At 44.6% G+C, this 14,521-nt stretch carries 10 protein-coding genes; 5 read left to right on the forward strand and 5 right to left on the reverse strand.

Annotation, left to right across the window (positions count from 1 at the left end):
* Positions 1 to 340: 340 nt before the first annotated feature.
* Positions 341 to 5,854, forward strand: coding sequence for an ATP-binding sensor histidine kinase (locus QUB68_RS00660; protein WP_332988418.1), 5,514 nt, complete (start codon positions 341 to 343; stop codon positions 5,852 to 5,854).
* A 138-nt stretch (positions 5,855 to 5,992) separates the two neighbouring features.
* Here QUB68_RS00660 and QUB68_RS00665 read toward each other — a convergent pair whose 3' ends face one another.
* Positions 5,993 to 6,553, reverse strand: coding sequence for a Uma2 family endonuclease (locus tag QUB68_RS00665; protein ID WP_332988420.1), 561 nt, complete (start codon positions 6,551 to 6,553; stop codon positions 5,993 to 5,995).
* Between the two features lie 138 nt (positions 6,554 to 6,691).
* Between QUB68_RS00665 and QUB68_RS00670 the strand changes: the two genes are divergently transcribed.
* Positions 6,692 to 7,252: a Uma2 family endonuclease gene (locus QUB68_RS00670; RefSeq protein WP_332988422.1), complete on the forward strand. Its 561-nt coding sequence runs from the start codon at positions 6,692 to 6,694 to the stop codon at positions 7,250 to 7,252.
* A 91-nt stretch (positions 7,253 to 7,343) separates the two neighbouring features.
* Complete coding sequence (locus QUB68_RS00675) at positions 7,344 to 7,598, forward strand: type II toxin-antitoxin system RelN family antitoxin (protein WP_332988424.1); 255 nt, start codon at positions 7,344 to 7,346, stop codon at positions 7,596 to 7,598.
* 18 nt (positions 7,599 to 7,616) lie between these two features.
* On the opposite strand, the gene rph is transcribed toward QUB68_RS00675, so the two are convergent.
* Together rph and QUB68_RS00685 are read right to left on the reverse strand one after the other, a co-directional pair.
* A complete protein-coding gene (rph, locus tag QUB68_RS00680) occupies positions 7,617 to 8,330 on the reverse strand; it encodes a ribonuclease PH (RefSeq protein ID WP_332988426.1) in 714 nt (237 codons plus the stop codon).
* A gap of 127 nt (positions 8,331 to 8,457) precedes the next feature.
* Entirely contained in the window at positions 8,458 to 9,018 is a 561-nt protein-coding gene (locus QUB68_RS00685; protein ID WP_332988427.1) for an adenylate kinase family protein, read from the reverse strand.
* 356 nt (positions 9,019 to 9,374) lie between these two features.
* Here QUB68_RS00685 and QUB68_RS00690 point away from each other — a divergent pair, with 356 nt between their 5' ends.
* On the forward strand, positions 9,375 to 9,902 hold the full coding sequence (locus tag QUB68_RS00690) for a P-loop NTPase family protein (RefSeq protein ID WP_332988428.1): 528 nt from the start codon (positions 9,375 to 9,377) through the stop codon (positions 9,900 to 9,902).
* Between the two features lie 124 nt (positions 9,903 to 10,026).
* Here QUB68_RS00690 and QUB68_RS00695 read toward each other — a convergent pair whose 3' ends face one another.
* Together QUB68_RS00695 and QUB68_RS00700 are read right to left on the reverse strand one after the other, a co-directional pair.
* The gene (locus tag QUB68_RS00695) at positions 10,027 to 10,239 is read right to left on the reverse strand and encodes a hypothetical protein (RefSeq protein WP_332988429.1); all 213 of its coding nucleotides are present in this window, start codon (positions 10,237 to 10,239) and stop codon (positions 10,027 to 10,029) included.
* 457 nt (positions 10,240 to 10,696) lie between these two features.
* Positions 10,697 to 12,199 carry a GUN4 domain-containing protein gene (locus QUB68_RS00700; protein ID WP_332988431.1) on the reverse strand — a complete coding sequence of 501 codons (1,503 nt, stop codon included), beginning with the start codon at positions 12,197 to 12,199 and terminating at the stop codon, positions 10,697 to 10,699.
* A 634-nt stretch (positions 12,200 to 12,833) separates the two neighbouring features.
* Here QUB68_RS00700 and QUB68_RS00705 point away from each other — a divergent pair.
* Positions 12,834 to 14,285 carry a hypothetical protein gene (locus QUB68_RS00705; RefSeq protein ID WP_332988433.1) on the forward strand — a complete coding sequence of 484 codons (1,452 nt, stop codon included), beginning with the start codon at positions 12,834 to 12,836 and terminating at the stop codon, positions 14,283 to 14,285.
* Positions 14,286 to 14,521: the final 236 nt, after the last annotated feature.

Raw genomic sequence — 14,521 nt, forward strand, 5'->3', positions numbered from 1 at the left:
TTGTTTTTTGTCCGTGGTGCGATCGATCGTGTCACCAAATCCTTGCACAAATCCTGTATTTGTGCTTTTCTTTACCTAAATGCTGAGGTGACGAAAGCCCCAGCGCCCGAAGTCAGCAGCAGCTCTTGGCTGGATACACTATGTCTTGCCACACATCCCAAAAGATAGGTCTTGAGCGATAATGAAGGATAATATAGGATTTACCAAAACAAACCCGGTTCATACGAAAAAATCTGCGGTTTGTCAACGACTAACAACAAAGAAACCGGGTTTATAGCCCGCCGCGCGTATTAAGTCCTATAACATTGACCAAGCACACCTAATTTGAGAGAACCCAACTATGATGGCAATTCCCGGCGTTGCAGTTCTCGCTCTCATTTATGAAAGCAGCACTTCCCTTGTTTACCGCGGTCGCAACGAGCAAGACAACCAACCTGTTATTATCAAAATTATCAAAGAAGACTATCCGACTCCCGAAGAACTGAATAGATACAAGCGCGAATATGATATTACTGCTAACTTAAACCTCCTGGATGGAGTAGTTAAAGTATACAAGTTGCAGCAGGTTAGAAATAGTCTGGCAATGATTTTAGAAGATTTTGGAGGCGAATCTTTAAAAATCTTTATGAATTCTCAAAAATTCACCACTTTAGGATTTTTGACTACTGCCATCAAAGTTGCTGAAACTTTAGGTGAAATTCACGCCAAAAATGTAATTCATAAAGATATTAACCCCTCTAATATAGTTTTTAATCCGGCTACAGGACAAGTTAAACTCATAGATTTTAGCATTTCAACTGCATCAAGCCAGGAAAATGTTCCCAATAAAAATCCCAATTTTTTAGAAGGCACTTTAGCCTATATGTCGCCGGAACAAACCGGGAGAATGAGCCGGGTAATCGATTACCGCACGGACTTTTATTCCCTCGGCGTCACCTTCTATGAAGTGCTAGCAGGACAGCTCCCTTTTACCACTACCGATCCGATGGAGCTAGTTCACTGTCACATCGCCAAACAGCCGGTACCTCTGTGTGAAATTGCACCAGAAATTCCTCAAGCTATTTCCGACATTGTGATGAAATTACTAGGAAAAGCCGCAGAGGATCGCTATCAAAGTGCTTGGGGACTGAAAGCAGATTTGGAATCCTGTCTGTTTCAGTTGCAAACATCTGGGTTTATTTCCGAATTTGCTCTAGGCAGCCAAGATATTTCCGACAAATTTCAAATCCCTCAAAAACTTTACGGCAGACAGCGAGAATTTGACACTCTTTTAGCGGCATTTGAACGGGTAGCAGCCACAAGCAATCGCTCCTACCGCCTCGAACATTCCCAAATTTCTGTAATCAAGAAAGAACTCACACCGAGAAAAGAAAGTTCCCTGTCAGTGCTGACGAGAGGACAGCATAAATCCCGCAGCGAGATGATGCTGATTGCTGGTTATTCCGGCATTGGCAAATCGGCAATGGTGAAGAATTTAGACAAACCTATTACCCGCAGGCGCGGCTATTTTATTTGGGGAAAATTCGACCAGTACAAGCGGACTATTCCTTACTCTGCCGTTGTTAGCGCCTTTTCAGAATTGGTGCGGCAACTTTTAACTGAAAGCGAAGCTGAATTAGCAGTTTGGCGCGAAAAACTCCGTAATTCTTTCGGTCAAAACGGGCAAATTATTATTGATGTAATTCCCGAAGTTGAACTGATTGTCGGAGCTCAGTCTCCTGTGGCTGAATTGGGGCCGACGGAATCTCTCAACCGCTTTAATTTAGTCTTTCAAAATTTCATTCGCGTGTTTTGCCAGCCAGAACATCCGCTGGTGATTTTTCTCGACGATTTGCAGTGGGCAGATTCTGCTACTCTCAAATTGATCGAGTTGATGATGACAGATGAAGCTACGCAATATCTGTTTTTGATTGGCGCTTATCGGGATAATGAAGTCAGTCCCACTCATCCTTTGATGATGACTGTGGAGACGCTGCGAAATCAAGAAGCTATCATTAATGAGATTTCTTTGTCGCCGCTGGGGGTGGACAACATCACTCATTTGATTGCGGAGACTTTGCACAGCGATCGCGAATCTGTCAAACCCTTAGCTGAACTGGTTGTCAGCAAAACAGACGGCAATCCTTTTTTTGTTAATCAATTCCTGCAAACATTGTATCAGGAAAACTTGCTGGTTTTTCACCCGCCGCAGTCGGGGAGCAAGGGCGGCTGGCATTGGGATATGAATCAAATCGAGCAGTGCGCCATCACTGACAATGTAGTAGATTTGATGGTGCAGAAGTTGAGAAAACTGCCGAGTCCTACGCAGCAAATTTTGCGTTTGGTGGCTTGTTTGGGCAACGAATTTGACTTAAATACTCTGTCTTTAATTAATGAAAAAGAAGCCTCGGAAACTTTTTCGCAGTTGCTGCCGGCGATTAAGTCGGGACTGATTCTGCCTACTTCGGAATTGGAAAGCAAGTCATTAGATTACGTGATGTTTCCGCTGTTGATTCTGAATTACAAATTTTTGCACGATCGCGTGCAACAAGCAGCTTACGCTCTGATCGACGACTCGCAAAAAAAAGACGTTCACCTGAAAATCGGCCGGCAAATCCTGGAAAACACTCCGGCTGAGTATCGCGCTGACAGAATTTTTGAATTAGTCGATCACTTGAATGTCGCGCGATCGCTAATTCGAGACGAGCGAGAATTAATTGAACTGGCAACGCTGAATTTAGACGCCGCCCGCAGAGCCAAAGATGCCACTGCTTATGTTGCTGCCTTGCAGTATTTAACCGCAGGCATGGACGGTTTGAGCGCTGATATTTGGGATTTCCACTACGACTTAGCCTTTGCCCTGCACATGGAGCGGGCAAATGTTGAGTATTTAAACGGTTATTTCGAGCATTCAGAAGAATTTATCAACATAACTTTGCAAAAAGCGCGATCGCCCTTAGAAAAAGTAGAAATTTACAACCTGCTGATCGTGCAGTACACCCTGCGGGCGAAGTACGAAGAAGCCGTCAAAGCCGGAATCCAAGCCTTGAACTTGTTGGGAATTGACTTGCCGCTAGACGGGCTGCAAACAGTCATCTCCGAAGAATTTGCAGCAGCCACAAACTTTTTAGCAGGTAGAGAAATAGCTTCGCTGATTGACGCTCCCGAAATGACAGTACCCGACAAAAAAGTTGCTGTCAAATTAATCACAAACTTGTTAACATCTGCTTACCTCAACAATCCCGACTTGTGGAAAGTCAGCGTTTTAAAAGGAGTCAATCTTTCTCTCACCTACGGTTTAGTGCCCGAAGCATCTCTCTGCTACGCGGGCTACGGTATGTTCTTAAACGCTGTTTCGGGAGATTACAAAGCAGCTTATCAATTTGCCATACTGTCGCTGAATTTGAGCGAAAAATCGGGAAATATCGGCTTGAAGTGCAGAGCTTGTTCGTCACTGGTTAGTATTTTTCATTACTGGTTTAATCACATCAAAGAAGCACACGCGATCAGCAATGAAGGATATCAAGCAGCTTTAGAATCAGGAGATTTAGAATATGCGGGTTATATTCTGTCCAACCGCATAGCTAATTACTTTTTTCAAGGTAAAGAAATTTCGCAAATTTTAGCCGACACGAGCAGGTATTTGCAGTTCAGCCAAAAAACCAAAAATCAGCTCGTAACCGATACATTATTAGGGGTAGACTTAATCCTACGCAATTTGAGCCAACTCACTGTTGAAAAGTTTGTATTTGAAAGCGAAGATATCACCGAAGCTGAATACGTACAAAACTGTCAAGAGCATCAAAATTTGTACTCGCTCTGTCTTTATCAGATTCGCAAATGCCAGGTAATGTACTGGTACGGCAACTTCAACGAAGCGCTGCAACTAGCTTTGGAAGTAGAAAAGCAGCTATCTTTTATTACCGGAGCAATACCCGCTACCGAATGGAACTTTTTCTTTTCTCTAGTTTTAGCGGCTGTTTTTCCAAATGTTTCAGAAGAGAAGCAAAAGCAATACTTGGAAAAGTTAGAAGCCAATCAAAAACAGATGAAAATTTGGGCAGACAACTGTGCCGAAAATTTTCTGCACAAGTACCTTTTAGTACAAGCAGAAATAGCCAGAATTTGCAAGAAAGATTCAGAAGCTGTAGAGTTGTACGATTTTTCTATAAATTTAGCTCAAGATAATGAGTTTGTCCAAAATGAAGCGCTGGCTAATGAACTAGCAGCCAAGTTTTGGTTGAGTAAAGGCAAATATCAATATGCCAAAATTCACTTGCGCGAAGCTCACTCGTGCTACTTGCGCTGGGGAGCAGTCCGAAAAGTTCAAGATTTAGAACAGAAGTATCCGCAGTTGCGGGAAGTGACGCCGCTCAACGGAAGTTTCCAAAACAATCAAACTACCACAACTATACATACTTCTACTGGCAGCGATGCGAGAGTGCTGGATTTAGCAACTGTAATGAAAGCGTCCCTAGCGATTTCCAGCGAAATTGTTCTAGACAAGCTGCTGGCTTCTTTGATGAGGATATCGCTGGAAAATGCGGGCGCACAATCCGGTTTTTTAATCTTGCTGAGAGATGGAAAACTGTTGATTTCAGCGAAAGCGTCAATAGTTGCTGAAGATGTAGCGGTGCTGCAATTTACGCCTGTTGAAGAATGTCAGGATTTACCTGTGACGGTGATTAATTTTGTGGAAAGGACTCGCTCGGATGTGGTGTTGAGCAATGCGGCGGCTGAGGGGCGATTTACGGCAGATCCTTACGTAGCAAGACACCAGCTCAAATCTCTTTTGTGTACGCCCATAGTCAATCAAGGCAAACTAATCGGCATTCTTTATTTAGAAAACAACTTAACTGTCGGGGCGTTTAATGCCCACAGATTGGAAGTTTTAAGGCTGCTTTCTTCCCAAGTTGCTATTTCTTTGGATAATGCTCTGCTTTACAATTCGGTGGAGCAGAAAGTGCAAGAGCGGACGCAGGAGTTGAATGAAAAGAACGAACGTTTAGAGCAAACTTTGCGCGAGCTAAAACTAACTCAAGCTCAATTAATCCAAACGGAAAAAATGTCGAGCTTGGGGCAAATGGTTGCTGGGGTGGCTCACGAAATTAATAATCCTGTAAGTTTCATCTACGGCAATCTCAATCCGGCTAGCGAATACGTTAAAGATTTGCTGAAATTGATTGAGCTTTACCAGCAGCACTATCCTGAACCTGCCGATGAAATTATCGATGAAATTGAAACAATTGAACTGGAATTTTTGATCGGCGATTTGCAAAAATTGCTGGATTCCATGAAAGTGGGAGCAGAAAGAATCCGGGATATTGTGCTGAGCTTGCGGAATTTCTCGCGCCTCGACGAAGCGCAAATGAAGTCGGTTGATATCCATGAAGGCATCGACAGTACGGTGATGCTGCTGCAACCGCGCCTGAGGAAAGAGGGCGGGCGTTTGGGTATTGAGGTGATTAAAAATTACAGCAAGCTGCCGTTAATTACTTGTTATGCGTCGCAGTTGAATCAGGTATTTATGAATATTTTGACAAATGCGATCGATGCGCTGCTATTGGCAAGAGATTGCCCGGAAAGCTCTCAAAAACAGCCTGCTATTGCAATTTCTACAGAGGTGACAGACAGGAATTCAGCGATAATTAAAATTGCTGACAGCGGCCCGGGGATGAACACTGAGGTGCTGCACAAAATATTCGATCCGTTTTTTACAACTAAACCGGTGGGTTCGGGAACTGGTTTGGGATTGTCGATTTCTCACTCGATTGTTGTTAGTTCCCACGGCGGAAATTTGACTTGTGTTTCGGCACCGGGAGAGGGAAGTGAGTTTATTATTGAAATACCGATCGCCCCACGGCAAGTTTTGTAAAGAAAGAAAGGCGAATATAAGGCGAATATAATTCGTTTTTACACATACAATCCACACAAACGGGACGGGCTAGAAGCCCATCCCACAAGAGGTTAATTATTTTATACACAATTTTTAAATGCAGAACAGCTTAAGAGACTAAGAAAACTGTACTTGGCGGTATAAATCGCCGATCGCAATTTCGACATCTACCGATTCAAGTCGCAAAGCATCGCCCAAACCATATTCTGACAGCACCCATAGCCCTTGTTGATTGCGCCGAAACATCTCTACTCCGGGCTGTTCAACTTGCACCAAAACATACTCTTGCAGCGTTGAAAATTGGCGATATTTAGCAAATTTTGTGCCGCGATCTAGGGCTTCTGTTGAAGGTGACAAAACTTCGACAATCAAGCAAGGAAATTGTACCAATTGCGGATCGTTATCGCGATCGTCGCAAGTTACGACAACATCAGGATAAAAATACTTTCGCCCTGGTTCTACCCGTAGTTTCACGGCTAAGATGTAAATTTCGTAGGGCAGATTAAGCCGATCGTCTAATAGCTTGAAGAAGTTGAAGGTAATTCGATTGTGATTGCGGGTTCCACCGCTGATGGCGACGACTTCGCCATCCCAATACTCGTAGCGTTCCTCTTGGGTGGGTTCCCAAGTCAGGTATTCTGCTGCGCTCATCAATTGGCGATCGGGTAAGGCAACCATAAGTGCGATCGGGGAATGAAGTATGTTTCTAGGATAACAGGAAGATTGGTTTTTTTGGATACTGTTGAAGTATTGAGAATATTAAGCGATCGCCTACAATAATACTATCCCAATTTAAAATTAAAAATCTAAAATGGTATGAATACACTCATTAAACCTAAGCCCACCTTAGAAGATTTCCTGAAACTTCCAGAAACCAAGCCCGCCTCAGAATTTATCAATGGACAAATCATTCAAAAATCTATGCCTCAAGGTGAACATAGCACATTACAGGGTGAACTCTGCACTGTCATCAACCAGATAGCTAAAGTACAGAAAATTGCTTGTGCATTTCCAGAGTTACGCTGCACTTTTGGCGGTGCAGGAATTGTCCCTGATGTGACTGTATTCCGATGGGAAAGAATTCCCTTTTTGCGATCTGGAAGAATTGCTAACCGCTTTGAAATTCATCCAGACTGGTCGATTGAAATTCTGTCCCCGGAACAAAGCCAAACAAAAGTGTTGAGTAAATTACTGCATTGTTCCCGAAATGGTACTGAATTGGGGTGGTTGCTCGATCCTGAAGAAGAAAGTGTTTTAGCTATATTCCCAGGGCAGAAAGTGGAATTGTACACAGGTGCAACTCAGTTGCCAATCCTCAAGGGCATCGAGTTAGAATTGACCGTTGAAACTATTTTTAGGTGGTTGAGTTTTAGTTGAGATTGGGTAAGCGATCGCACTCAAATATCAAGTTTGTTTGACGCTCATGAATTATGATCTAATTGACAAAAAACACCTTGAGGAGAAACAGATGAAAGCTGTTGAAGTATTGGGAACCATAGATGAGAAAGGTCAATTATTTCTCGATCGCGCGATCGCAGAATTCCCGCCTAGCCGCGTGCGAGTGATTGTACTTTTTTCTGAAGTAGCAGAGGAAGTCGAAATCGATCCTGATGATACTCCTATTGCCGAAGTGAAAGCAAGTCTCAGGAGAGCATTACAAGAAGCAAAAGCAGGGAAAACCCGACCAATTTCGGAAATGTGGGAAGGAATAGATGTCGAATAAAATGCTTTTCGTACAGACTTAAAGAGCTTGCCGCTGAGCCTCCAACAATTGCTGAATGCCTGTTTCTGCCAAATCCAAAATTTGATTTAACTGAGGGCGACTAAAACTTCCTTCTTCCGCAGTTCCCTGAATTTCTATGATGTTCAAATCTCCATTCATTACCACATTACAATCAATTTCAGCCGCCACATCTTCCAGATAATTTAAATCTAAAAACGGCTCGCCTTCCAAAAGTCCGACAGACACGGCCGCCACTTGACGAATAATGGGCGATCGCTCTAATTCACCTTTTTGTACTAACTTGTTCAAAGCGTCAGCCACAGCCACAAACCCGCCAGTAATTGAAGTTGTGCGAGTTCCCGCGTCTGCTTGCAAAACATCCGCATCGACAAGTATCGTGCGTTCTCCCAACAGTTTCATATCCAAGCACGATCGCAAACTGCGTCCGATCAACCGCTGAATCTCTTGAGTGCGTCCCGATAATTTCATAAATTCCCGCTCTTGTCGCTGCGGCGTAGATCCGGGTAACATTCGGTACTCCGCCGTCAGCCAGCCTTGTCCGGTATTCTCCAGAAATCTCGGCACTCCCGGCTTGATTGTAACGCTGCAAAGTACCTGAGTATCGCCACTTTTGGCTAGCACGGAACCGCTAGCAAATTTGTTGAATTCGCGATCGAAACTAATCGGACGAAGTTGATTTGATTTTCTGCCGTCAGGACGCTGGAAAGACATAATATTTAGGTAATTGGTAATTGGTAATTGGTAATTGGTAATTGGTAATTGGTAATTGGTAATTGGTGATTGGTGATTGGTAATTGGTAATTAATCTTCCTAATGACTAATGACTAATGACTAATGACTAATGACTATTAGCTTCGAGAAGTTTGAGAAGATCCTGCTGGACTTGTTCGGGGGATTGATCGCCGTTGATAGTTAACAATTTGTGGCGGCGTTCGTAATAATCTAAAAGAGGAATAGTGCGTTCCTCGAACAAATCGAGCCGACGCTGTAAAATTGCTGGCTCGTCGTCCTCTCGCGCGCGATCGAGCGATCGCCTCAGCAATACCTCAGTAGGCACTTTCAACCAAACTGCCCAATCTAGCTCCTGCGCCAAATCCTCTAATAAAAAATCCAATTCCTCAGCTTGAAAAGCCGTTCGCGGATATCCCTCCAACAGCCAGCCATTAAAGACATCCCATAGTAGCAGCCGACGGCCGATAAATTTAATCAAAATTTCATCGGGAACTAGCTCCCCGGATTCCACATAAGACACCGCCAACTTGCCCAAGTCTGTCTCACCTGCGATTTGGGCGCGGAGAATATCCCCTAATGCCAGTAAAGGAATGCTCAAATTGTTGCACAGTTGTTCTGCCTGCGTTCCCTTTCCCGCTCCCGGCCCTCCCAGAATCACTAATCTCACAGTCTCTGCTCCTAGTGCCGCGACATTCAAATTTTACGCGATCTGTACCTTTTATTGACAGTCCTGGACACAGCAAGGTTCTGATCAACCGGGTTTTTCACCCTCTAACTGCATAACTGTCGCACTCCCCGCCGTATTTTGGTAAAAAAAAACAGGTTTCTGCGTAAGTGCTAATTTAGTTCAAAAATTTAACAAACGACTGCGAATGCCACTGCCGCGAGCTTTTGACAATTTGTGTATCTAGCGTTCGATCGGATGTGCGATCGGCCCAGTACACTATATATTGTTAAGCAGGCTTCATCCGCGCCAAGGTCGGAGCCGCACTCAAGACTTACTTACTAATTAAATATTGCCCTATGATTGCTCAGTTACAAACCCCTAAACTTAATTTAACCCACAGCTTGCCCTACACAGTTGAAGGGCTGGTGCAAGTTTTTACAGGCCCGCACCGCTGCTTTTTTACCAGTGTCATGGCTCAGGCGCTCCGAATTGCTGGACAGGGAGCTCCGGTGTTGGCGGTACAGTTCCTCAAAGGGGGAATCAATCAAGGGCATCAGCATCCGGTGCGGCTGGGGCAGAATTTAGATTGGGTGCGGTGCGATTTGCCCCGCTGCATTGACAAGGCGGATTTAGATGAGCTGGAGACGCGATCGATCGCACAATTGTGGGAGTACGTTCAAAATGCGGTGCTTTCCGGCAGTTATGCCTTAGTTATTCTCGACGAGTTGAGTTTAGCGGTGAATTTAGGCTTGATTCCCGAAGCAGAAGTGCTGGCATTGATTGAGAGCAAACCGCACGATTTGGATATTATTTTGACTGGGCCTTCTATGCCGACAGCAATTTTGGATGTTGCCGACCAAGTTACGGAAATTCGACGCAGTTAAGGACAATCATAAAAATTGCGATCGTCCGCGCGGGCGATCGCAATTTTTATGTAAATTTTTATCTAAAAAAAAGTCGCGACCGCTGAGTTCACGCGATCGCACGCCGATCGATTTAGCAGCGAAATTACGCTGGAACTACGGGATCGAACACAACACTCAAGCGGTCAGTCGGAACCATCCGTTTGAGAATTTTTAAGTGACCGTCTGCATCAGACCAACTGCGAAACTGACCCACAATCACCTTTTCTAAATTCGGAAGCGATCGAACTATAGTCCACGGCTTGAGACGTTTTTCTTGCAACATAGTAGATATATATCCTTGGTAAATTGCAGCCAAAGCCCGTCCTGATACTTTTCTACGGATCAGGACTGGTCTGTAGCTTTGTAAACTTGCCCTTCTCTCAAAACATATCACAAAAAAAATGGTTTGGGATTAGATCTGATTTTCTGTTATTTTTCTACCTAATTTCTACAGAACATATCGCCAAACTGTACTCAGTAGCTACCTAGATCGAGCACCTGTAGGTAAGTCCAGGGAAGAAACGAAGGCGGCGAGAGAATTTGATGCTTTTGCCCCATTGATTAAAATATGTAATTCCCATGCAGGACAGCTTCTTGAAAAATGAATTAAAAATTTGTTAACTCTTTAAATAATTACCAGCTTTGCCATGATTTCCCAATTCTTCCCCTTAGCGCCTTCTTCCATTCCTGGCTTTCTTCCCTCGCACCTCAAAATCCATCCCTTAAATCCGTTAAATCCGCTAAATCCGTTATAAAATCCGTTGCCGAACTTCCTACAAATCTCGGCGCGACAGCAGAAACCAGATCCCACCCAAACCCAAAACACCGCACAAAACCCCACCTTCCCACCCAAAAACAGTCCCTCCCGGCAAATGTCCAGGCAAAGCCTTAGAAGTAAAATTTAGTTCAGAATAGTATACCCACTGACCGTTAACTCGCCAGCCGACTCGATCGCCAAACTTCTCCCAAACTGTAGCATCATAAACACCAGGCTTTCCCCCCGACTTTACCCACAAACCCTTTTGCACCGAAAAACCGAACCTACGGTGACTGTGCTTAACCCAAAGTTGGTCGATAGTTTGCAAATCTTTAGTGGGAAACTTCCTAATATCTTCCTCGCTCAAATAACCCCTTGAAATTTGCTCCATCACCTCCAGCATTTTCACAGAAGTTTCCTCATCAGCACCCCGCCAATTTTTAGCAGCCAGCAGCCTTTCCAAATGAGAATAATCAATCCCTTTTTCCGACTCTAAATTTACAGAAACTAGCGGCTCCTGACTCACTGGTTGAGTGGGCATAGAAGGACTAAGAACAGTTGCCTGCTGCTGCAACTTTTCTGGCGCTGGTGAGATGACAACAGCAGGTTTTAGAAACTCCAAAACTTCCAGAGAAGACTTGTAGCGGTCTTTGACATATTCCTGAATCAACTTATCCAAAATCCCACCTAAATCCTGGCTAATCTTTGTGCCTTTCGGCAAAGCCTCCCTCCAAAGCCAGCGACCTTCTAGCGGGTCGTAAAGGTCATCGTGAATGTCCCCGTAGATATCCAAATAAGGCATAACAGAAGTCAGCAAGCGAATGCAAGTCACCCCCAGACTGTAAAGGTCGCTAGCCGGAACAGCCCTACCGTGACGCTGTTCTAGAGCCGCATAGCCGGGAGTTCCCAACTTAGTTCCTGTTTTGGTCGGAGCCTCAGCTACTACCTGTTTGGACACCCCAAAATCTATTAATACCAACTTGCGATCGCGATTGCGGCGGATCACATTCTCAGGCTTAATATCGCGGTGAATCACATTACGTTCGTGAACAAAATTCAGCAACGGCAACAGATCTAACAGCAGTTCCCTAGTTTTTGTTTCGCTATAAGCACCGTACTTTTCCAACTCATCCTTTAAATTATTGCCATCAATAAACTCTTGCACCAAATACAAGCGCCCATCTTCCTCAAAATAAGAAATTAACTGAGGAATTTGCGGGTGTTTCAGTTCGTAAAGCCGCCTAGCCTCTTGTTCAAACAGTCGGACATACTTTTTAAAGTGAGCGGGTTTCCGCTGAAACTCCTGCGGCGGCGACAACTGTTTGATAACGCACAATTCCTCAAATTTTCCATGATTGACAGCCCTAAAAGTCCTGCCAAATCCTCCGTCGCGCAGCGGCTCAGTTGCTGCATAAAGGTCTTTGAGAAGCAGCTTAGAACCACAGTTAAGACAATACTTGGTGCCTGGTGGGTTCTGACGCTTGTCTTTTGGGCAATCGAGATTAAGGCAGTATGTCATATATTAAAAAAATGCGAACAAAATTATACTCAGGGTGTCATTTTATTCAAGAGTCCGATCGCAAGTTGGTTTTTGTGGAGGCGAGATCTCGAACCTGACGGAGGTGGCAGCTATCAGGAGCGCTCGGGGGCGCTCTCGCCAGACTGCCCCTGAGCAAGTATAACCCTCTTCAGGCTTTGACCTCAAACTCGAAGTCCAAATCTAGCCTGAAACTGCGATCGACGCAATACATTTAATTTAGCGGTCAAATAGCCAGCCGATTCAACAAAAATAGTAATTTATTACCCACCAGTGAGCTCTACAACACCGAAAATAAACTTATGATTCCGCCTGAGATATAATTTTATTGCCAGAGAGAATCAGACTAACGGGAGCTGCGGCTGCTGTCAAGTACGCGGGGCGAAGCTATCCCCTAGGGAATAGACCTTAATATTTTTCTAGTATAAATTTTTCCCCAACCAGGCCCGATCGACAATCCAAAACTCTCCAACTTTCCCCGCGTTAAAATAAATAATAGCTTGCTCGAACGCAATCCGATCGCGCTGGCGACAATTAGCCAGTTTAAGCTATTTCCTTTTTTCAGCTATTACCAGTTACATTTCTTGCGATCCGTGTACTTAATTAGGAACTGCCAGTGACACCAAAATTACTGCCCTCTCAAACTTCCAACTCCCGCAAACAATCACCAAAAATTCCCTGGTTCGAGCGGTTTATGGCACTGGTCGCCCTAGGAAATCTCAGCCTAGTATTGTTCGATATCAGTTACATCCCCTGGCGAGATTTCTACTTTCGCAAACTACCAGTTATCACCCAAGTATACGATCAATTTAAAGGAATTACACCCCACCGAGACACCCAGAAATATCTAGAAACCTTAGAACAATTAAAAAATCAAGTAGCACAAACAGGCTTGGCTTCTCCCCAAGTAGCAGCAAAATTGCAGGAAATAAACAATCTGAGCACGAACATGATCGACGAAGATCCGTTTCGAGTAGCATCAAAAAGCGGTAGCCTAGAAAAAATTAAAGACCGGCTGCGCGATCGCACCCCGAATCCGCAACAATCCGCCAAACAATCATTCAAAACATTCTGGAGCCCTGAGTATTTAAACAAACAAGGCTGGCAACAAGAAATCAACTGGTTTGACGCCAAAATCAAGCCGTTAATCGCCATCAACTATTACCGCACGATCGGAGAAAACGGCGAATTTACCGACAACTTTTGGCAAATCGACCTGCCATTTATGGCGATATTCGCGATCGAATTTCTCGCCCGCACCTACTCGATCAGCCGCCGCCACCGCAGCGTCAGTTGGCGAGCAGCCATGCTCTGGCGGTGGTACGACATCTTCCTGTTCCTCCCATTCTGGCGCCTGTTGCGAGTATTACCCGTCACAATTCGCATCCACCAAGCCAAAATGCCCGACCTCCAACCGATACGCACCCAAATCAGCCGGGGTTTCGTCGCCAACTTCGCCCAAGAATTGACCGAAGTAGTAGTAATTCAACTCATCAACCAGATGCAACAATCAATTACCACAGGCGAACTAGCTCGTCAACTATTTCAATCCCACAAACAGCGCTATCTAGACATCAACAATATCAATGAAATAGAAGCGATCGCCACCCACCTAGTCCAAATCACCGTCTACAAAGTCCTGCCCCAACTCCAGCCCGACCTAGAAGCCTTGCTCCGCTACAATATAGAATTATTTCTCAAACAATCCCCTCTCTATCAAGGATGGAAGCAAGTACCCGGACTGGGAAACCTGCCCGCACAGCTAGCAGAGCAATTAGTTGCAGAACTATCCAAATTAGTCACCCTCGGCCCCCAAGATGCCTACGAAGCCTTTAAAATCGCCAGCGAAGACCCCGTAGGCACTAAACTCTCAAGCCAGTTAGTCCAACATTTCGGGCAAGCTTTAGGAGCAGAACTGCAACAGCAGCAAACCTGGCAAGAAATACAACTGCTGCTGTGCGACTTCCTAGAAGAGTTCAAAATCAACTACATCCAGCGGTTGAGCGAAGAAGACTTCGAGAAAATTTTAGAACAAGCGAAAGAACTGCAACGGATAGCCCCGCGTTAAGGTGACGGATATTGCAGCAAGTTCGGCAACGGATTATTTAACAGATGTAACGAATTTAACTGATGGATGTGGAGGGATTGACACTCAAGCGTGAATTGGGAATTGGTAATTAAGCAATTGTCTCCCTCTGCCTCTTTTCCTGACAGGTGTATGTTTTCTACAGCTCAAAAAAGTAGATCCACAGAACTGTAAATTTATCCCCAATGCTAGCGGCATCAATTGCCTCAGCAATTTGC

It is taken from the genome of Microcoleus sp. A006_D1, assembly GCF_036702805.1.
GTDB lineage: Bacteria > Cyanobacteriota > Cyanobacteriia > Cyanobacteriales > Microcoleaceae > Microcoleus.